The organism is Citrobacter sp. LST-B2 (assembly GCF_057983045.1).
Window position 1 is genome coordinate 4,969,549 of sequence record NZ_CP192598.1, and the last position, 20,338, is coordinate 4,989,886.

General features: G+C 55.6%; 20 protein-coding genes. 8 read left to right on the plus strand and 12 right to left on the minus strand.

What is annotated here, in order from left to right:
• The first annotated feature begins 50 nt into the window (after positions 1–50).
• Entirely contained in the window at positions 51–671 is a 621-nt protein-coding gene (gene rhtB, locus ACQ0PY_RS23895; RefSeq protein ID WP_042998817.1) for a homoserine/homoserine lactone efflux protein, read from the plus strand.
• 42 nt (positions 672–713) lie between these two features.
• Here the strand turns inward: rhtB and rhtC are convergent, their stop codons facing one another.
• From rhtC to pldA, 3 genes are all read right to left on the minus strand, one after another.
• The gene (rhtC, locus tag ACQ0PY_RS23900) at positions 714–1,334 is read right to left on the minus strand and encodes a threonine export protein RhtC (protein ID WP_042998816.1); all 621 of its coding nucleotides are present in this window, start codon (positions 1,332–1,334) and stop codon (positions 714–716) included.
• A 66-nt stretch (positions 1,335–1,400) separates the two neighbouring features.
• The gene (gene recQ, locus ACQ0PY_RS23905) at positions 1,401–3,230 is read right to left on the minus strand and encodes an ATP-dependent DNA helicase RecQ (protein WP_042998815.1); all 1,830 of its coding nucleotides are present in this window, start codon (positions 3,228–3,230) and stop codon (positions 1,401–1,403) included.
• 84 nt (positions 3,231–3,314) lie between these two features.
• Positions 3,315–4,184, minus strand: coding sequence for a phospholipase A (gene pldA / locus ACQ0PY_RS23910; protein WP_058587314.1), 870 nt, complete (start codon positions 4,182–4,184; stop codon positions 3,315–3,317).
• Positions 4,185–4,348: 164 nt separating this feature from the next.
• Between pldA and yigI the strand changes: the two genes are divergently transcribed.
• Both yigI and rarD read left to right on the plus strand, forming a co-directional pair.
• Positions 4,349–4,816, plus strand: coding sequence for an acyl-CoA thioesterase YigI (gene yigI / locus ACQ0PY_RS23915; protein WP_042998813.1), 468 nt, complete (start codon positions 4,349–4,351; stop codon positions 4,814–4,816).
• Between the two features lie 44 nt (positions 4,817–4,860).
• Positions 4,861–5,754: an EamA family transporter RarD gene (gene rarD, locus ACQ0PY_RS23920; protein WP_042998812.1), complete on the plus strand. Its 894-nt coding sequence runs from the start codon at positions 4,861–4,863 to the stop codon at positions 5,752–5,754.
• Between the two features lie 91 nt (positions 5,755–5,845).
• Here the strand turns inward: rarD and corA are convergent, their stop codons facing one another.
• The 8 genes from corA to lptM form a co-directional block, all read right to left on the minus strand.
• Positions 5,846–6,796: a magnesium/cobalt transporter CorA gene (gene corA, locus ACQ0PY_RS23925; RefSeq protein ID WP_042326126.1), complete on the minus strand. Its 951-nt coding sequence runs from the start codon at positions 6,794–6,796 to the stop codon at positions 5,846–5,848.
• Between the two features lie 154 nt (positions 6,797–6,950).
• Positions 6,951–7,007, minus strand: coding sequence for a YsgD/CorL family protein (ysgD, locus tag ACQ0PY_RS23930; RefSeq protein ID WP_212723238.1), 57 nt, complete (start codon positions 7,005–7,007; stop codon positions 6,951–6,953).
• 148 nt (positions 7,008–7,155) lie between these two features.
• Positions 7,156–9,318 (minus strand): DNA helicase II, encoded by a 2,163-nt coding sequence (gene uvrD, locus ACQ0PY_RS23935; RefSeq protein WP_044258300.1) that lies wholly within the window; start codon positions 9,316–9,318, stop codon positions 7,156–7,158.
• A gap of 86 nt (positions 9,319–9,404) precedes the next feature.
• Positions 9,405–10,121 carry a 5-amino-6-(5-phospho-D-ribitylamino)uracil phosphatase YigB gene (gene yigB / locus ACQ0PY_RS23940; RefSeq protein ID WP_042998810.1) on the minus strand — a complete coding sequence of 239 codons (717 nt, stop codon included), beginning with the start codon at positions 10,119–10,121 and terminating at the stop codon, positions 9,405–9,407.
• A complete protein-coding gene (gene xerC, locus ACQ0PY_RS23945; protein WP_044327585.1) occupies positions 10,121–11,017 on the minus strand; it encodes a tyrosine recombinase XerC in 897 nt (298 codons plus the stop codon). The genes yigB and xerC overlap by 1 nt, the downstream gene beginning before the upstream one ends.
• Positions 11,014–11,721 carry a DUF484 domain-containing protein gene (locus ACQ0PY_RS23950; RefSeq protein WP_044327586.1) on the minus strand — a complete coding sequence of 236 codons (708 nt, stop codon included), beginning with the start codon at positions 11,719–11,721 and terminating at the stop codon, positions 11,014–11,016. The genes xerC and ACQ0PY_RS23950 overlap by 4 nt, the downstream gene beginning before the upstream one ends.
• Positions 11,718–12,542, minus strand: coding sequence for a diaminopimelate epimerase (gene dapF / locus ACQ0PY_RS23955; protein ID WP_109739673.1), 825 nt, complete (start codon positions 12,540–12,542; stop codon positions 11,718–11,720). The genes ACQ0PY_RS23950 and dapF overlap by 4 nt, the downstream gene beginning before the upstream one ends.
• 36 nt (positions 12,543–12,578) lie before the next feature.
• Entirely contained in the window at positions 12,579–12,782 is a 204-nt protein-coding gene (gene lptM / locus ACQ0PY_RS23960; RefSeq protein WP_042326113.1) for an LPS translocon maturation chaperone LptM, read from the minus strand.
• A 138-nt stretch (positions 12,783–12,920) separates the two neighbouring features.
• Here lptM and cyaY point away from each other — a divergent pair, with 138 nt between their 5' ends.
• Positions 12,921–13,241 (plus strand): iron donor protein CyaY, encoded by a 321-nt coding sequence (gene cyaY / locus ACQ0PY_RS23965; protein ID WP_109739674.1) that lies wholly within the window; start codon positions 12,921–12,923, stop codon positions 13,239–13,241.
• Positions 13,242–13,274: 33 nt separating this feature from the next.
• On the opposite strand, the gene cyaA is transcribed toward cyaY, so the two are convergent.
• Positions 13,275–15,821, minus strand: a complete 2,547-nt coding sequence (cyaA, locus tag ACQ0PY_RS23970; RefSeq protein ID WP_042998805.1) for a class I adenylate cyclase — start codon at positions 15,819–15,821, stop codon at positions 13,275–13,277.
• A gap of 390 nt (positions 15,822–16,211) precedes the next feature.
• Between cyaA and hemC the strand changes: the two genes are divergently transcribed.
• The 4 genes from hemC to hemY are packed head-to-tail and all read left to right on the plus strand — an operon-like array spanning position 16,212 to position 20,295.
• A complete protein-coding gene (gene hemC, locus ACQ0PY_RS23975) occupies positions 16,212–17,153 on the plus strand; it encodes a hydroxymethylbilane synthase (protein ID WP_042998804.1) in 942 nt (313 codons plus the stop codon).
• Complete coding sequence (gene hemD / locus ACQ0PY_RS23980) at positions 17,150–17,890, plus strand: uroporphyrinogen-III synthase (protein WP_109739675.1); 741 nt, start codon at positions 17,150–17,152, stop codon at positions 17,888–17,890. The genes hemC and hemD overlap by 4 nt, the downstream gene beginning before the upstream one ends.
• Before the next feature lie 21 nt (positions 17,891–17,911).
• Complete coding sequence (hemX, locus tag ACQ0PY_RS23985; protein ID WP_099434046.1) at positions 17,912–19,096, plus strand: uroporphyrinogen-III C-methyltransferase; 1,185 nt, start codon at positions 17,912–17,914, stop codon at positions 19,094–19,096.
• A gap of 2 nt (positions 19,097–19,098) precedes the next feature.
• Complete coding sequence (gene hemY / locus ACQ0PY_RS23990) at positions 19,099–20,295, plus strand: protoheme IX biogenesis protein HemY (protein ID WP_044258291.1); 1,197 nt, start codon at positions 19,099–19,101, stop codon at positions 20,293–20,295.
• Positions 20,296–20,338 lie beyond the last annotated feature (43 nt).

The following is a 20,338-nucleotide window of genomic DNA, read 5'->3' on the forward strand; positions in this document are numbered from 1 at the left end:
GTGCAACTCGAATTATTTAGTGTATTTAAAGTGCAATCAGGGAGTTTCTCATGACTTTTGAATGGTGGTTCGCCTACCTGCTGACATCCATAATTTTGAGCCTTTCGCCCGGTTCCGGCGCCATCAATACCATGACGACTTCCCTTAATCACGGCTATCGCGGCGCAGTGGCGTCGATTGCCGGGTTACAGGCCGGACTGGGCATTCATATCGTGCTGGTCGGCGTCGGTCTGGGCACGCTGTTTTCACGCTCCGTCATCGCCTTTGAGGTGCTGAAATGGGCGGGCGCGGCCTATCTGATTTGGTTAGGCATCCAGCAATGGCGCGCCGCCGGTGCGATTGATCTGAATGCTATGGCCCAGACCCAGTCGCGCGGTCGCCTGTTTAAACGCGCCGTATTCGTGAACCTGACAAACCCTAAAAGCATCGTCTTCCTGGCGGCCCTTTTCCCACAGTTCGTGATGCCAAAAGAACCCCAACTGATGCAGTACATCGTGCTCGGTGTAACCACTATTGCAGTCGACATCGTGGTGATGATCGGCTACGCCACGCTGGCGCAGCGTATCGCGTTGTGGATCAAAGGACCGAAACAGATGAAAGCGTTGAATAAAATCTTCGGTTCGCTGTTTATGCTGGTGGGTGCACTGCTGGCGTCGGCGCGCCACGCCTGACCGGTTGCCGGATAGCAACTGGCACGTATCCGGCACAAAGACTTAGCGCGAAATGATCAGATGGATACCGAACCCCGCGAACAACGCCCCGGCAAAACCGTCGATCCATTTCGCCATACGCTGGTAGCCACGACGCATTTTCGGCAGCGCAAACAGGCTGGCAACCACGGTAAACCACGCGAAAGTCTCAACGATAATCAGCACGAAAATCCCCCAACGCGCGGCAGTACCGACGCTGTCGCCGACAAACAGAGAAAAGACCGAACCGAAGTAGATGATGGCTTTCGGGTTAGCCAGGTTCGTCAGTAACCCTTTCAGGAAACTGCGACCGCTTTGCGCCAGCTCAACCTGCGGCGTGGGTGCCGCGACATCCTGCTTTTTCAACGCGCCACGCAGCATCTGGTAGCCCATCCAGCACAGATACAGGCCGCCGCCGACCATGATAATAGTGTGTAACCAGGCCATTTTTTCAATGATCAGATGCAGGCCGAGCAGCGCGATGCCCGCCCACACCATGACGCCACAGGTAATGCCCAGCACGCCCATCATCGCTTCTTTGCGCGAGCGGCTGACCGCCGTCTGCGAGACAAAAAAGAAATCCGGCCCTGGGCTCATCAGTGCCACAATGTGCACCATCGCCACGGTGAGAAATAACATTAACATGATGAAAATACTCGCGGGGGAAACAGTTCAGTGAGTCACCATCCTGGCACTTTTTTGCCCGGCTGACTACTCTTCGTCGTCACCATCAACGTGCGCGCGGATCAACGCCATAAACGCTTTACCGAAGCGTTCCAGTTTGCGCATTCCCACCCCGTTGACGCTGAGCATTTCGCTCGCGGAAACCGGCATCTGTTCCGCCATCTCAATCAGCGTGGCGTCGTTGAAGACGACGTACGGCGGGATATTCTCTTCATCAGCAATAGCTTTACGCAGCTTGCGCAGTTTGGCGAACAGTTTGCGATCGTAATTGCCGCCGAAAGATTTCTGCATGACGCGCGGTTTCAGGGCGACAATACGCGGCACTGCGAGTTGCAGGGTGACCTCGCCGCGCAGCAGCGGACGTGAAGCATCGGTGAGCTGTAGCGCGGAATGCTGGGCGATATTTTGCGTAACGAAGCCCAGGTGAATCAACTGGCGGATCACGCTCACCCAGTGCTCGTGACTCTGTTCGCGCCCCATACCGTACACCTTGAGCTTGTCGTGGCCGAGTTCGCGAATACGCTGGCTGTTAGCCCCGCGTATCACTTCCACCACGTAACCCATCCCAAAACGCTGGTTTACCCGACCAATGGTCGAGAGCGCAATCTGTGCGTCCTTCACGCCATCATACTGTTTTGGCGGATCAAGACAGATATCGCAGTTGCCGCACGGTTCCTGACGCCCTTCACCGAAGTAGTTAAGCAGCACCAGACGACGACAGGTTTGCGCCTCGGCAAACGCGCCCATCGCGTTCAACTTGTGCCGTTCGATATCCTGTAGCTGTCCCTGCGGTTTTTCTTCCAGACAGCGGCGCAGCCACGCCATATCCGCCGGATCGTAAAACAGCATCGCCTCCGCGGGCAGGCCGTCTCGCCCGGCACGACCGGTCTCCTGGTAGTAGGACTCAATGTTGCGGGGAATATCGAAATGCACCACAAAACGCACGTTAGGTTTGTTGATGCCCATGCCAAAAGCGACGGTCGCCACCACGATTTGCAGGTCGTCGCGCTGGAATTTCTCCTGCACGTCGGCGCGGATGTGATTTTCCAGCCCTGCATGGTATGCCGCGGCGCTAATGCCCCGGCTTTGCAGACGCGCGGCGGTGTCCTCCACTTTCGCACGACTGTTACAGTAAATAATCCCGGATTTACCACGCTGTTCCTGCACGTAACGCATCAGTTGATCGAGCGGTTTAAACTTCTCCATCAGCATGTAGCGAATGTTCGGACGGTCAAAACTGCTGATCTGGATTAAGGGATCGTTCAGTCCCAGCAGACGAACAATATCCAGCCGTGTGGTTTCATCAGCGGTCGCGGTCAGCGCGACAAATGGCAGTGTGGGAAAACGCTGTCTGAGCTGGCCGAGTGCGGCATATTCCGGGCGGAAATCATGTCCCCACTGCGAGATACAGTGCGCTTCGTCCACGGCCAGTAACACCGGATTCCAGTGCGCCAGGTGCTCAAGGAAGTTATCCAGCATCAGGCGTTCAGGAGCGATATACAGCAGACGGATTTGTCCGGTACGACACCCCGTCATCACTTCAAGCTGCTGCTCACGGGTTTGCGTCGAATTCAGACAAGCGGCCGCCACGCCGTTCGCCAGCAGTTGGTCGACCTGATCTTTCATCAGGGAAATCAGCGGCGAAACCACCACGGTCAGGCCGTTGAGCAGTAAGGCAGGGATTTGATAGCAGAGGGATTTTCCGCCCCCGGTCGGCATCACGACCAGGCAGTCGCGCCCCGAAACGACGGTGTCGATGATCGCTTCCTGACCCGGGCGAAACTGCTGGTAGCCAAAGGTTTCTTGCAAAACCTGCTTAGCTCCAGATTCCAGATTCAACACTTCCGCCTGCGCCACATTAACCCCGTTCGCTTAAATCAAAACAGGCGCTATTTTCAGCGCCTGAGGGAGAAACTGCAATGTTTAAAACACAATCATCGATCAGAAGATATCGTTGAGCATCACACCCACACCGACGCGCGTCTGATTAAAGTTATAGTCGATCAGCGATTCGCCATACCCGCTATATACCTGGGTATAGAGACGAATATGCTTCGTCATCGGATAACTCAGCCCCAGCTCCGCGCCGCCGTAACCGGTATTCCAGTTGTACTGGCCCTTCGCGCTCAGGACCGCATCGCCCAGGTGATAGCCGACCTTAAGCTGGTAATAGCCCATGTATTTGGTGATATCCGGGTTATCGTCGGTACTGCCGATGACGTACCACGGTTTAACCTCTACCAGCCAGTTGCCATTTTCCGCCATCAGGCGCGTGTAAAGACGGTTCCAGCTACGTGATGTCGGATCGGAACGCCCGTTCGAATCATGGTTGTACCCCATTTCCACGTCGCGCAGCGTCCATCCGGCAACGCGGTAATCGGTAGCAAAACCCAGGAACAGCTGCGGTTCATAGTTGGTTTCACGAAACGGTGACGACTCTTCTGTATTGGATAACTGCCACCAGGACTTCTGCGTATAAGAGGCGCCCAGAACCGAATTCGACCCCATGATCCCACGCCAGATCGGAAACGCCAGGCTCAGCTGGAACTTCACTTCATCTTTGCGGGCATTTTCGGACCAGTTGTAGGAACTGATCGCTTCTTTGTTCATGTCGCTGGTATTGGTGTAGATCAGATAGTTCGTATCGTAGGGATAGAGCGTAAAAGGATTATCATGCTCCTGCAGCATATTGGCGATAATACTGCCCCGCACCGCCGGTGCATCATGAACCTCTTTCACCGTCGCCTCTTGCGCATACGCCGCCAGCGGCAGCAGTGCTGCTGGTAGCAACCAAGCCAGAATCGCCCGCATTCTTGTTGTTCTCCTGAACGAAAGATTTTTGATTTGTCTATTATTCTGCCAACCATTTTACATATTTACACACATCCTCGTTAGTTATCCCGTCTTAAAGTGGAAAACAACATTTAAGAAGCATAACATCAACATTTCATTAACTAATGGAGTGTTGGAATCGTATGTCTGCCGTACTGACTGCTGAGCAAGTCCTGAAGCTTGTGGGCGAAATGTTTGTCTACCACATGCCGTTCAACCGGGCGCTGGGCCTGGAACTGGAACGCTATGAGAAAGAGTTTGCCCAACTGGCGTTTAATAATCAGCCGATGATGGTGGGAAACTGGGCGCAAAGCATACTGCATGGCGGGGTGATCGCCTCTGCACTGGACGTGGCTGCCGGGCTGGTGTGTGTCGGCAGTACTCTGACGCGCCATGAAACCATCAGTGAAGACGAACTGCGCCAGCGGCTGTCTCGCATGGGGACCATCGATCTGCGCGTAGACTACCTGCGTCCGGGTCGGGGCAATCGCTTTACCGCCACCAGCAGTCTGCTACGCGCCGGGAATAAAGTCGCCGTCGCGCGTGTGGAATTACACAACGAAGAGCAGCTTTATATTGCCAGCGCCACCGCCACTTATATGGTGGGGTAAAAACAGGTAAACTGTTGTTACATTTCAGACATGAGTTTTTCCCGATGGATGCAAAACAAACGCGGCTGGGCGTGTTACTCGCGCTTGCCGCCTATTTTATTTGGGGGATCGCTCCGGCGTACTTCAAGCTAATTTATTATGTCCCCGCAGATGAAATCCTGACCCATCGCGTGATCTGGTCGTTTTTCTTTATGGTGGCGCTGATCAGCATTAGCCGACAGTGGTCGAGCGTAAAAGCGCTGCTGAAAACACCGAAAAAGATCTTCCTGTTGGCGCTCTCGGCGGTACTCGTGGGGGGCAACTGGCTGTTGTTTATCTGGGCGGTAAACAACCACCATATGCTGGAAGCCAGCCTGGGTTATTTTATCAACCCGCTGGTGAACATTGTGCTGGGAATGCTTTTCCTCGGTGAACGCTTCCGTCGGATGCAGTGGCTGGCGGTAATTCTGGCGACCTGTGGCGTTCTGGTGCAGCTCTGGACCTTCGGTTCACTGCCCGTCATCGCGCTGGGACTGGCGTTCAGCTTTGCCTTTTACGGTCTGGTACGCAAAAAAATCGCCGTTGAAGCGCAAACCGGGATGCTGGTGGAAACTTTGTGGCTGTTGCCTGTTGCCGCCATCTACCTGTTCGGTATCGCCGACAGCTCAACCAGCCATATGGGGCAGAACCCGATGTCGCTCAACCTGCTGCTGATTGCCGCCGGGGTGGTGACCACGGTTCCGCTGCTGTGCTTTACCGGTGCGGCGACGCGCCTGCGCCTTTCTACGCTGGGTTTCTTCCAGTACATCGGCCCGACGCTGATGTTCCTGCTGGCCGTCACGTTCTACGGTGAAGTGCCGGGCGCGGATAAAATGGTGACATTTGCCTTTATCTGGGTCGCGCTGGCGATCTTCGTGACAGATGCGATTTATACGCAGAGACGTGGACGTCGGAGTTAGGGGGGTTGCCGGATGGCGGCTGTGCCTTATCCGGCCTATGATGATGTACTTTCTGTAAGCCGGATAAGCGAAGCGCCATCCGGCATAACCATTACAGCCAGTTCTTCCGTTTAAAGTACAGATACGGTGCCAGACCGGCGAGCAGCATAAAGATAATCGCGCCCGGGTAGCCAAAGCTCCACTTCAGTTCAGGCATAAACTCAAAGTTCATCCCATAGCTGGAGGCCACCAGCGTCGGCGGCAGGAAAACCACGGAAACCACCGAGAAGATCTTGATGATGCGGTTCTGCTCGATGTTGATAAAGCCCATCGCCGCCTGCATCAGGAAGTTCACTTTCTGGAACAGGGATTCATTGTGCGGCAGCAGGGATTCGATATCTCGCAGGATCTCGCGCGCCTGTTCCAGTTGTCCGCCCGGTAAACGCGCCTTGCGGACCAGGAAGTTCAGCGCACGCTGGGTATCCATCAGACACAGGCGGACTTTCCAGCCGATATCTTCCAGTTCTGCCAGCGTCGAGAGGGCTTCATCGTACTCATCGCCCTGGTGCCCTTCCATAATCACCCGACTCAGCTCTTCCAGATCGCTGTAGATGTTTTCGATTTCATCCGCCAGCTGTTCGATTTTGGTTTCGAACAGATCCAGCAGCAGTTCATAGGCGTTACCGTCAACCATGGCCTGGCTGCGGGCGCGCATACGATACAAACGAAACGCGGGCAGTTCACGTTCACGCAGGGTAAACAGGCGACCATCGCGGATGGTGAATGCCACAGTGGAGTTACCCGCGTGGTCTTCCGCATCTTCGAAGAAGAAAAAGGAGTGGATGTGCAGACCGTCTTCGTCTTCGAAGAAACGGGCGGATGCTTCGATGTCTTCCAGTTCAGGACGGGTCGCCAGGCTCTGGCCCAGCTCAGATTGTACGCGCAGTCGCTCGTCGTCGTCGGGCTCGACCAGGTCGACCCAGACGGCATCAATCAGGGTTTGTGACTCTTCGACTTCCAGCCGGGTGAGTCGGTTATTTTCCAGTTGAAATGCGCTCAGCATGACCGGGACTCCCAATGCTTAAAAATATCGGACAGTTCGGTGGGCACACAGAAACAAATTGGGTTTCAGACCATTAAACAGCCTGACTCAGCGCGACGGGAAAAAAGAGAAGGTCGCTGACAACCGCTAAGGCTATCAGCAAAAAGGGATAGCCTTAGGAGTTGATCCTGGATGACAGGATAATGAGCCAGTATCTACTGGGTGTGTCCAAGGCGAATGTCCTCTTAGCGTAATCGTGCGCGCATGTTACGCCAGCAAAAATTTGCCGTCAACACGCAACGAAACGCGAAAAAGTAATAATTTCCCCTTATGCAGAAAGGTTAGCAGAGGGGGAAATTAAAGTGATAGTTATCTATAAGTTAGACCGTTTCTAACTTCGCATACGCAGCAACGAGCCATTTAATTCCCTGTCCCTGGAAAGCCACCTGCAACCGGCTGTGTTCGCCGCTGCCCTCCAGATTCACAATGGTGCCCTCGCCGAACTTAGCATGGCGCACACGCTGGCCCAGCTTGTAACCGGTGTCGTTTTCCGCCATCGGCGTCCCCATCCGCTGATGGCTCACCGGACGGCTGATCGTTGCACGCAGACGGACCTCTTCAACGCACGCTTCCGGCAACTCACCGATGAAGCGCGACGGACGGTGATACACCTCTTTGCCATACAAGCGACGCGTTTCGGCATAGGTTAGGGTCAGTTTCTGCATCGCACGGGTCACGCCGACATAGGCCAGACGACGCTCTTCTTCAAGGCGTCCGCCCTCATCCAGTGACATCTGGCTGGGGAACATCCCCTCTTCCATCCCGACGATAAACACCTGCGGGAACTCCAGCCCTTTCGCCGAGTGCAGCGTCATGAGCTGTACCGCATCCTGCCAGGTATCCGCCTGCCCTTCGCCCGCTTCCAGCGCCGCATGGGAGAGAAAGGCCTGCAACGGCATCAGATCTTCGTCTTCGTCGTTGTAGCTGAACTGGCGCGTCGCCGTCACCAGTTCCTCTAAGTTCTCGATGCGGGTCTGACCTTTCTCGCCTTTCTCCTGCTCGTACATCATGCGCAGGCCGGAATCTTTAATCACCCGGTCAGTCTGCACGTGCAGCGGCATATCTGCCGTTTCCTGTGCCAGTGCGTCAATGAGTTCCATAAAGCGTTGCAGCGCACTGGCGGCACGACCGGCCAGCGCTTTTTCCTGCAACAGTTCGCGGCACGCCTGCCACAACGTGAGCTGGCGATCGCGTGACGTCTGGCGCACCACGTCCAGCGTCCGATCGCCAATCCCGCGCGTCGGGGTATTCACCACGCGTTCAAAGGCGGCGTCATCATTGCGGTTCGCAATCAGGCGCAGATAAGAGAGCGCATCTTTGATTTCCTGACGCTCGAAGAAGCGCATGCCGCCGTATATGCGGTACGGCATACTGGCCTGTAGCAGCGCCTCTTCCAGCACACGCGACTGGGCGTTACTGCGGTAGAGAATAGCGCACTGCTCCAGCGCGCCACCGTTGTCCTGCCAGGTTTTGATCCGGTTGACGACAAAGCGCGCTTCATCCAGCTCGTTAAACGCGCAGTAGAGTGAAATGGGCTCGCCTTCGACGCCATCGGTCCACAGCTTTTTACCCAGACGCCCATTGTTGTTCTCGATCAGAGCGTTCGCCGCGCTGAGAATATTACTGGTTGAGCGGTAGTTCTGCTCAAGACGGATGGTTTGCGCACCGGGGAAGTCGTTCAGGAAGCGCTGGATGTTTTCTACCTGCGCGCCGCGCCAGCCGTAGATCGACTGGTCGTCATCGCCCACGATCATCACTTTGCCGGTATCGCCAGCCAGCAGACGGATCCAGGCATACTGGATGTTGTTGGTATCCTGGAATTCGTCCACCAGGATATTCGTGAAACGTTCGCGGTAGTGCTGAAGAATATGCGGTTTGTTGAGCCACAGCTCATGCGCGCGCAGCAGTAGTTCGGCAAAATCCACCAGCCCCGCACGATCGCACGCTTCCTGATAGGCCTGATACACCTTCTGCCAGGTCTGCTCAATCGGGTTACCGAAACTCTGAATATGATGTGGGCGTAGACCTTCGTCTTTCTGTCCGTTGATGTACCACATCGCCTGACGCGCCGGCCACTGCTTCTCGTCGAGGTTCATCGCCTTAATCAGACGCTTGAGCAGACGCAACTGGTCTTCGCTGTCGAGGATCTGAAAATCCTGCGGCAAATTCGCATCCATGTGATGCGCGCGCAGCAGTCGGTGCGCCAGACCGTGGAAAGTGCCGACCCACATGCCGCCCTGGCTGGTGCCCATAATCTGGCCGATACGGTGACGCATCTCCGCCGCCGCTTTATTGGTAAAGGTTACCGCCATAATCGAATACGGCGAGTTATTTTCTACCGTCAGCAGCCAGGCGATACGGTGTACCAGTACGCGTGTCTTACCGCTCCCTGCCCCCGCGAGAACCAGCATGTTGCTACGTGGCGCGGCCACCGCTTCGCGCTGTTTATCATTGAGGCTGTCGAGCAGATAAGAAACGTCCATTGGCACCGCCGCATTAAAAGAAGTAGGGCGGATAAGCGTCGCGCCATCCGCCAAAAAGCTGTGTATTTATACAGAACTGCTGGTGATTATATCAGCGAGGTCAGAGATGCCAACTGTGAAATCTCAATATGTGGCAGTAAGCGGCTGTCAAAAGTGTGCATCAGGTCGGCATTTTCCGGTTTAATCCAGCAGGCCTGCAACCCACTGCGGATCGCCCCGGCAACGTCGGTCGTCAGATCGTCGCCCACGTGCAGGATCTCGCCGATCGGCACAGTTAACTTTTCCGCCGCCAGGAAGTACATATCACTGAACGGCTTTGAGCGTCCGTCCGGACCGGCGCGCAGCACAAATTCGAAATAGTCGCCGAGGCCGAACAGCTCCGGCTGCGCGTTGCCGTTGGTGATCGCCACCAGCGGCCACTTTCTCGCTAACGCTTTCAGCGTGTCGTGCGTCTCTTGCGGGACATCGACCTGACTGCGCCACTTCGCAAAGTTCATCATCGCGGCATTCGCCCCCGCAACCGCCTCCTGCGCGGAGAGTCCGGCGTTTAGCATGGCACGCTCGACGGCGCGATGACGCCAGCGGGTGACATCGTGGTAAATTTCCGGCTCCGCTTCCCGTACCGCCTGACGCAAGCGTTGCAGATCAGTATTTTGCAGCGTGCGTAGCGCCGGATGGTAGTTTTGCACAAAGGCGAGCGCTTCCTGTTCGGTGCGCTGGATAACCGGGCGGTTATCGTAAAGAGTGTCATCGAGATCGAACGTGATCGCCGAGATGGGTCCTGGAGACCGGTAAAAACGCATTATTTCCCCCGTTTGGCGCGTGGATGCGCCGCATCGTACACCGAGGCCAGGTGTTGAAAATCAAGATGAGTATAGATTTGCGTGGTCGAGAGGTTGGCGTGTCCCAGCAGTTCCTGTACGCCTCGCAGGTCACCGCTCGATTCCAGCATATGCGTGGCAAACGAGTGGCGCAGCTTATGCGGATGCACGTGGCTGTTTAACCCCTGCTTAATGCCCCACTCGGCAAAACGCTTTTGCACGTTGCGCGCGGAAATACGGTTGCCCAGCTTCGACAGGAACAGCGCGTCTTCCTCGCTGCCAAACAACCCGCGCAGATCCAGCCAGTGCTCAATCCACGCCACCGCATTGCGACCAATGGGCAGGCGACGCTCTTTGCTGCCTTTCCCCATCACCCACACTTCACCGCTGTCGAGATCCAGATGTTTGATGTCCAGCCCCACCAGCTCCGACAAACGCAGACCCGCACCGTACATCACCTCCAGCATCGCGCGGTCGCGCACGGCGAGCGGATCGTTAAGGTCGATATCCAACAGACGGTTCACATCATCAACATCGATATTTTTCGGCAAATGGCGCGGCGCTTTGGGTGCCTGTACCCCTTTCGCCGGATTGGCTTTCAGCTTGCCTTCGCTAACCATCCAGTCGAAGAAGCTGCGCAGAGCAGAGAGGCGTAGCGCGAGACTCGCAGGGCCAAGTCCTTTACGGCGGCTGCGCACCGCAAAACTGCGCACCATTGCAGCGTCACATTGTTGCCAGCTTTGCAGTCCGGTTTCTCCGGCTAAAGCGATGATGGCATCAAGCTGACGCTGATAGTTTTTCAGCGTGATGGGGCTAAGCTGGCGTTCTACGCCCAGATAGCGCAGAAATCGGGTGACATCGGTGGCAAAGTCCGTCATACGCGTTCAACCCAGCGCTCCAGCAGATCCGGCATCATCAGCGCGATTTCATGCAGGAGTTGCGTTCCCTGGCCTGCCTGATAGTGATGCGTGTCGCGGCTGCTGAACAAAATGACGCCCAAATCGCCGTCACGTCCCAGCATCGACATCGCCACCGAACCAATCGCCTTCGCTTCCGGCAACACCACCAGCAATTCCGGACCGTTTAAGGTGCCCAGATAGTGCTGCTCCTGCCCCAGCCGCTGAATACGCAGCGGTTCGAAGGCCTGGCGGCTTAACGCCAGATGGGTATAGCTTGACGGCGCGCCGAGACGCCAGCGATCGGGAAACAGGCGCACCGTGGCACCGGCAAGGCCCAGTTCACGCGCCCAGCGATGAAAGCGCATCAGCATATCGTCCAGGCTGGTCGCGGCAACCAGACGTCCCTGCAAATGCAACAGGCGATAAAACAGGCTTTCGTTGGCATTCGCCTGCGCCATCAACAGCGACATATTTTCTTCAAGGACGTTAATGTGATTACGCGCGCGGGCCATGTGCCACTCAACGAGCGAGACAGTGCCCCGCACCGGGTGCGGCACCCGCATCGCTTCCACGGCATGCGCATTGCGGATAAAAAACTCAGGATTTTTCTGCAGATAGTCGACGACCGCCCGGTCATCGAGTTCCGTAAGCGTTTCCTGTAGTTCTTCCCCTGGCTGCTTCATAGATGGATAAACCCGTCATAGACATGTGCCGCCGGGCCAGTCATGTATAACGGATGACCCGGACCTTTCCAGGCGATATCAAGGCGACCGCCCGGTAATTCCACGCGGACCTCTTCCGCCAGCAAACCTTGCTGAATGCCGACGGCGACGGCCGCGCACGCGCCGCTCCCACAGGCCTGTGTCTCTCCCGCGCCGCGCTCATAAACGCGTAGGCGAATATGCTCGCGTTTCAAGATCTGCATAAAACCGATATTGGCCCGTTCAGGAAAACGTTCGTGACTTTCCAGAACCGGTCCCAGCGTTTCCACCGCCGCCGTATCAACATCGTCGACCTGAATCACACAGTGCGGATTACCCATTGAAACGACACCGCACAATATTGTCTGTTCCGCCGCTCGCATAATATAGGTCTTTTCCGCTTTGTTAGCGCGAAAAGGCACCTGCGATGGCTCAAAATTGGGTTCACCCATGTTGACGCGCACTAACTCATCGTCCGTCACGCTCAACACCATCCGCCCATTCGCCGTACTGACGCGAATATCACGTTTGTTGGTTAACCCCTTGAGGCGCACAAAACGGGCAAAACAGCGCGCGCCGTTACCACACTGCGACACTTCACTGCCGTCGGCATTAAAAATGCGGTAATGAAAATCCAGCTCAGGATCGTACGGAGGTTCAACCACCAGCAGTTGATCAAACCCCACCCCCAGATGCCTGTCAGATAAGCGACGGATCAATTCTGGCGAAAAAAAGACATTCTGCGTTACCGCGTCGACGACCATAAAATCGTTGCCAAGGCCATGCATTTTAGAGAATTGCATTATTCACTCCGTTCACGCGGGTACAGAAACACACCGTCAGTAGTTCACCTGGGAAGGCCCATCTCCCGTGGCACGATCGTTTTGATCGGGCGTGGTGGATTGCGTTTGTGTATCAACCGGTTTAGTCGGCGGCGGTGCATTTTTATCAGCCGGAGGGAAATAGAGCGGCCCTTTAAGGCCACAACCCGTCAGGCTGAACAGAGTGAGAAGAACAGCGAGTGCCTGAAACACGTTTTTCATTATGGATTGCCTGTAAGTTCATACTTTCTGTTTTCTATCATCGCAGGAGAAGGCGTAAAAGCAAGAGTTTGCCTGTAATCTGCAACGCGATTTGTTTCAGGTTATACTGCCGCCATCACGAAAAAACGGGAAACGACAATGAACGACAGTGAATTTCATCACCTGGCCGATACCTTGTGGATGACCATCGAAGAACGTCTTGACGACTGGGACGGCGACAGCGATATCGACTGCGAAATCAATGGCGGCGTACTGACCATTAGCTTTGAAAACGGCAGCAAAATCATTATTAACCGTCAGGAACCGCTGCACCAGGTGTGGCTGGCGACCAAACAGGGCGGCTACCATTTTGACCTGAAAGGGGACGAATGGGTTTGCGACCGGAGCGGAGAAACCTTCTGGGATCTGCTGGAACAGGCGGCAACGCATCAGGCGGGCGAAGAAGTCAGCTTCCGTTAAGTCTTATTTGCCGGATAACATCCGGCAAAACTATCACGAGAAATACTGCTGCAACTGCGGCGTGTCGTTATCCTGATTGGCTGGCGGAACGTTGCCGAGTGATTGTGCGCGGAACGGGATCACCTGTGCGCGCCCGTCCGTATTCACAATCTGATAGAACTGCGGCAGGTTGAAGTTGATGAAACTGGAGCCGTAGGTAAAGCGGTCGTGCGACGAGGAGTAGAAGCGGCTGACGTCGCGCACCAGCTCTTCTTTGCTGCCTTCGCAGTGATGATACACTTCCGCCCGGTTACTCTCGTCCAGAATGTAGATGTTAAAGCCCTTCTCATCACCGGTCTCTTCAAAGAAGAACTGAATGATCCCTTCGCTGGCGAAGCCATCCACGACCGACGGCAGTTTCACCTGATTGGTTTCCACCTGAACTGACAGGCCGTGCAATTTGTTATGCGAAATTGCGCCGTAGAACTCAATGGCGTTTTCCAGCTTCTGTACCGACACATTCAGACGTTCAAAGAACAGGCCCCATGTCTGACCGGAAACGCGCAATGCCTTAAAGCGCCCTGTCTCCTGACGGGTACTGGAGAGACGCAGCTCGATACACTCTGAAACCAGTTGCTGCACGCGAGTACGAATCAAACCACGCAGATGCTGGCTGTAGCAGAACACTTCCACGCTGTCCGGCGGCGCGGCGTCCTGGTGCATTTTGCCCAGAATCGTTTTCAGTGCTTCTATCATCGCCTGTTCGCCGTTGAAATGCAGCGTACGCACTTCATTCCACGAGTTGCGGTACAGCAGATCTACGCTGCCCACCAGGCAATTTTGCTCTTCGCCAAAGCTGAAAACATCCAGCTTACGGAAGTCAAAATGGACCACCTGATTGCGGAATGCCGCCGTCGGGTCATATTCGAGGTTAACGATGATCGCCAGATGGCGAATTTCACACGGGCTGTAGAGCGCTTTCGGCGTCGGCGCAGGCAAACGTAGCGGGAAATGGTGCGACACATCGGCCACCATCTCCTGCAATTTCGGCAGATCGACAATGCCGTTGCCCTTAATAAACAGATGCGTGCGCGACGTCAGCAGACCGTTAAACCACGCCCAGGCCACCAGCTTATTCAGATAGCGGTTATATTCCAGCGGCTGATGGCTGATGATGGAATCCATGTTTGGCGCACGGTTGTAGAGATACCAACCTGAACGATTGGCGCGACCTGGCGGAACGTGGATAAAGGTTAAGTTCGGTTCAGAGAGGTCCGGCGAAATCTGCGGGTTCACCAGCGTGACTTTACCGGGTAACGCTTCAAACGCGGCGTACAGCTTACGGGTCAGAACGCCAATATCCTGCGGACTGGCGCTGACGCTGAGATTATTACGACGCGCAAAGCGGATCAGATTACGGTAGCTCTGCATCATGGCATCGAGCAGTTCGTTGTGCGCTTCACGTACCTGATCAATCTTCCAGTTCGCCCGGTTGTCGAGCATGGCCAGACGATTTTCGTCCCATCCCCACTCGCTTACTAACTGACTGAGCACTTCACGACGCCAGCCGACGCAGGCGCGTTCGCGGCTCAGTTTTTCGCAAACTTTTAAGTAAAAACATCGGCGCACTAAATCCAGGCGCGTCGGATCTTCAATCGCCGTGAGGTATTCCGTCACGCGTTCCAGCATCATGCAGTACGGGTCAAGACCAAACGAGACGATCTCGCCGTCATGCAGGCGCTGTTTAATGTCTTTCGCCAACAGGCGTGGATTGGGGTATTCCCAGGAGTAGGCTTCCAGCAACAGCGTTTTCAGCACCGCCTTGTACGGTGAATCGATACTTTTATACAGTTGCCAGAGGCTGGCGCCAAAGTACTCTTCAGCGGAGAGCGAGCTTAATCCGCCCAGGTCCAGCCATTCGTTTGGCGTGAGCACACCCTGAGCGTAGAGCGTCATAACGTAGTCGTCGTAATGCTCTTCTTCATCGCCCGGCACCATATTCCACAGAATACGCTTACCGGCGAGACGCACCGCGGTACGGTAGAATTCATCCAGCAGCAGGATATGCTGCGTCGAGCCACAGTCTTCACCACCCAGACTGCCGCTTTCATTATGGCGGAAACGGTTTTCATCAATCAGGAAGAAGCTGACTTCCACCCCCAGCGAAGCGGCCCAGCTTTCCAGCAGACTGCATTTACGCTGCAGCAGTTGTCGTTCTTCACTGTCCAGCCAGGACTGGTGGCACACCCAGATATCAAGATCCGACGAACAGCTTTGTCCGACAGAGGAGGTGCTGCCCATGGAATAAACGCCGGTAATCGGCAACTCACCTTTTGGCGGATCCTGCGGCGCCAGACCGCGATACAGTTCCAGTTCGTTCAGATAGTGGCGTTGGGTTTCATCAGGCGTGTAAAAGCAAATGCCTCTGGGAACGTTACCATCGAGGTATCCCGGCATCAGCGGATGGTGATAGTGCAATAATGTCGGCAGAAGACTGTACACCTGCTGGAAAGCAGGTCCCATGGCAGCAAGCGCGCGATCCACACGCAGTTGATTAATGGCATCCAGTCTCTGTTTCAGAGTCTCAATATAGAGGTACAAGACGTATCGCCTGATGTTGCTACCCGTCATGCCGTCGATTGTCGCAGCGCGATCCGCTTACCAACAACCTTCACCATTCGGGATAAACCAAATGACAAAAATAACCGTTACCTTTTACGACCTTTTTTTTGTGCGTTCAGTCGAAAAAATGGCCTAAAACGTGATCAATTTAACACCTTGCTCATTGACCGTAAAGAAAGATGCGCTACATACAAGTGTAGCACCAATCGCTTCGCGTAAATTCTGAAGTACGCCCGGACGGTTTCTCGTCATTAAATACTGCCAGCCGCAACACAGCGTCTTATCCTTGACTTACCTTTGACCGTAACACTGACATCCCACTTGTAAGGATGTTAGGATGAACCACGGACGATAATGACGGTAACAAGCATGTTAGACAATGTTTTAAGAATTGCCACACGCCAAAGCCCCCTCGCGCTCTGGCAGGCACATTATGTCAAAGACGCTCTGATGGCGAGCCATCCCGGCCTGGTCGTGGAGCTGGTGCCTATGGTGACGCGTGGTGATGTCATTCTTGATACCCCACTGGCGAAAGTAGGCGGCAAAGGTCTGTTCGTAAAAGAGCTGGAAGTTGCGCTGCTCGAAAAACGTGCCGACATCGCGGTGCACTCAATGAAAGATGTTCCGGTTGAATTTCCGGAAGGTCTGGGACTGGTTACTATCTGTGAGCGCGACGATCCGCGCGACGCCTTTGTCTCGAACACATATAACACCCTTGATGAACTGCCTGCCGGCAGCATCGTGGGCACCTCCAGTTTGCGTCGCCAGTGTCAGCTGGCAGAACGCCGTCCGGATCTCGTCATTCGTTCACTGCGCGGCAACGTTGGAACCCGCCTGAGCAAGCTGGATAACGGCGACTATGATGCCATTATCCTGGCCGTTGCCGGTTTAAAACGCTTAGGGCTGGAATCGCGAATCCGCACGGCGCTACCACCAGAAGTGTCGCTGCCTGCCGTGGGGCAAGGCGCAGTTGGCATCGAATGCCGCCTCGACGATAGCCGGACTCAGGCGCTGCTGGCCCCGCTGAATGATGAAATGACCGCCCTTCGCGTCAAAGCCGAGCGCGCCATGAACACCCGCCTGGAAGGGGGCTGTCAGGTGCCAATTGGCAGCTATGCTGAAATCATTGATGGTGAGATTTGGCTACGCGCGCTGGTCGGTGCGCCAGACGGTTCACAAATGGTACGCGGAGAGCGCCGTGGCTCGCCCGATCAGGCGGAGCAGATGGGCATTTCGCTGGCCGAAGAGCTGCTGGATAACGGCGCGCGCGCGATTCTGACCGAGGTTTATAACGGAGAATCCCCCGCATGAGTATCCTGGTCACCCGCCCGTCTCCCGCAGGGGAAGCGTTAGTGAGCCGTCTGCGCACACTGGGGCAGGAGGCCTGGAGTTTTCCGCTCATCGAATTTACCCCGGGTCAGGATTTATCGCGACTGGCCGGGGTGTTTTCGACGATCACTGATAACGATCTGCTCTTTGTGCTGTCACAGCACGCGGTCTCTTTTGCCCATGCGCAACTGGAACGTGAAGGGCTGAAGTGGCCGGCCGCCGCGCACTATTTTGCTATTGGTCGCGCGACCGCCCTGGCGCTGCATACCGTCAGCGGATATGACATTCGCTATCCACTGGATCGGGAAATCAGCGAAGTCTTGCTACAATTACCTGAATTACAAAATATTGCGGGCAAACGTGCGCTGATCTTACGCGGCAACGGCGGTCGGGAGCTATTAGGCGAAACCCTGGCGGCACGCGGTGCAGATGTCACGTTTTATGAATGTTATCAACGTAGTGCTAAACCTTACGATGGGGCACAAGAAGCGATGCGCTGGCAGTCGCGCGGCGTGACAACGATAGTGGTCACCAGCGGGGAAATGCTGCAACAGCTTAACGCACTAATCCCGCAGTGGTATCGCGAAAACTGGTTACTACGCTGTCGGCTTATTGTCGTCAGCGAGCGTCTGGCGCACCTCGCCCGGGAACTGGGCTGGCAAGATATTAAGGTCGCTGATAACGCCGACAACGATGCGCTACTGCGCGCATTACAATAACTCTCATAATGGGAAGCCATAATGACGGAACAAGAAAAATCCTCCGCCGTGGTTGAAGAGACCAGGGAGGCCGTGGAAACTCAGCCACAGCCAGCTACTGCTGAAAAAAAGAGTAAAAACGGCACTGCGCTCATCCTGAGTGCGGTGGCAATCGCCATCGCGCTGGCAGCCGGTGTTGGACTCTATGGCTGGGGAAAACAACAGGCGACCACACAGACCGCCACCAGCGATGCACTGGCTAATCAACTGACCGCGCTGCAAAAAGCGCAGGAAAGCCAGAAGGCGGAGCTGGAAGGCGTCATTAAACAGCAGGCGGCGCAGCTTGAGCAGGCCAACCGTCAGCAAACTGAACTGGCGAAACAGCTGGATGAAGTCCAACAGAAAGTCGCCACGATTTCCGGTAGTGATGCCAAAACCTGGCTGCTTGCGCAGGCCGATTTCCTGGTCAAGCTGGCCGGACGTAAGCTGTGGAGCGATCAGGATGTGACGACGGCGGCCGCGCTACTGAAGAGCGCAGATGCCAGCCTCGCGGACATGAACGATCCCAGCCTGATTACCGCACGCCGGGCTATCACCGATGATATCGCCAGTCTTTCCTCCGTCGCTCAGGTGGATTACGACGGTATCATCCTGAAAATTAATCAGCTTTCTAATCAGATCGATAACCTGCGTCTGGCGGATAACGACAGCGACGGTTCACCGATGGACGCCGATAGCCCTGAGCTTTCCAGTTCAATCAGCGAATGGCGCGTCAATCTACAAAAAAGCTGGCAGAACTTTATGGACAGCTTTATCACCATCCGCCGCCGCGATGATACTGCGGTCCCGCTGTTAGCGCCGAATCAGGATGTCTATCTGCGGGAAAACATCCGCTCTCGTCTGCTGGTTGCCGCCCAGGCTGTGCCGCGCCATCAGGAAGAGACTTACCGTCAGGCGCTGGATAACGTCTCCACCTGGGTGCGTGCCTACTACGATACCGACGACGCCACGACAAAAGCCTTCCTTGAAGAAGTGGACAAGTTGAGTCAGCAGAGCATCACGATGGACGTACCGGAAACGCTACAAAGCCAGGCGATCCTCGAAAAATTGATGCAAACCCGCGTGCGTAACCTGCTGGCACAACCGGGCGCCGCGCCATCTGAAGCGCCCCCTGCGTCTGAAGCACCGCAGGCAGAAACCCCGGCAGCCGCGCCGCAAGGAGAATAATGATGCTAAAAGTATTATTGCTCTTTGTGCTGTTGATCGCGGGTATCGTGATCGGCCCGATGATTGCCGGTCACCAGGGTTATGTCCTGATCCAGACCGACACGTACAATATTGAAACCAGCGTGACTGGGCTGGTCATCATCCTGATCCTTGCGATGGTGGTACTGTTTGCCATCGAATGGCTGCTGCGCCGCCTCTTCCGGACTGGCGCACATACGCGCGGCTGGTTTGTGGGTCGCAAACGTCGTCGTGCCCGCAAGCAGACCGAACAGGCGCTGTTGAAACTGGCGGAAGGAGACTATCAGCAGGTTGAGAAGCTGATGGCGAAAAATGCCGATCATGCTGAACAGCCGGTAGTGAACTACCTGCTCGCCGCTGAAGCAGCGCAACAGCGTGGTGACGAAGCGCGCGCAAACCAACATCTGGAACGTGCGGCAGAACTCGCGGGCAACGACACGATCCCGGTTGAGATCGCGCGTGTCCGCCTGCAACTGGCGCGCAATGAGAACCATGCCGCGCGCCACGGCGTGGATAAATTGCTGGAGGTAACGCCGCGCCATCCGGAAGTATTGCGTCTGGCAGAACAGGCCTACATTCGCACCGGTGCCTGGAGCTCGCTGCTGGATATCATCCCGTCAATGGCGAAAGCGAACGTCGGTGATGAAGAGCATCGTGCGATGCTGGAACAGCAGGCGTGGATTGGTCTGATGGATCAGGCACGTGCCGATCAGGGCAGCGATGGTCTACGCGAATGGTGGAAAAACCAGAGCCGTAAAACCCGTCATCAGGTCGCCCTGCAGGTGGCCATGGCCGAGCATCTGATTGAATGCGACGATCACGACATGGCGCAGCAAATCATTATCGACGGTCTGAAGCGTCAGTATGACGATCGCCTCGTGCTGCCAATTCCGCGTCTGAAAACCAATAATCCGGAACAGCTGGAGAAAGTCCTGCGTCAGCAAATCAAGACCGTCGGCGATCGCCCGCTGCTGTGGAGTACGCTGGGTCAGTCGCTGATGAAGCACGGCGAATGGCAGGAAGCGACCGTTGCCTTCCGCGCCGCGCTGAAGCAGCGCCCGGACGCGTACGATTATGCCTGGCTTGCCGACGCGCTCGACCGCCTGCATCAACCGGAAGAAGCGGCCACCATGCGCCGTGACGGCCTGATGCTGACGTTGCAGAATAATCCCCCGCAATAACGCCCTGACGCCCGGTGACGCTTCGCGCTCCGGGCATTAATCG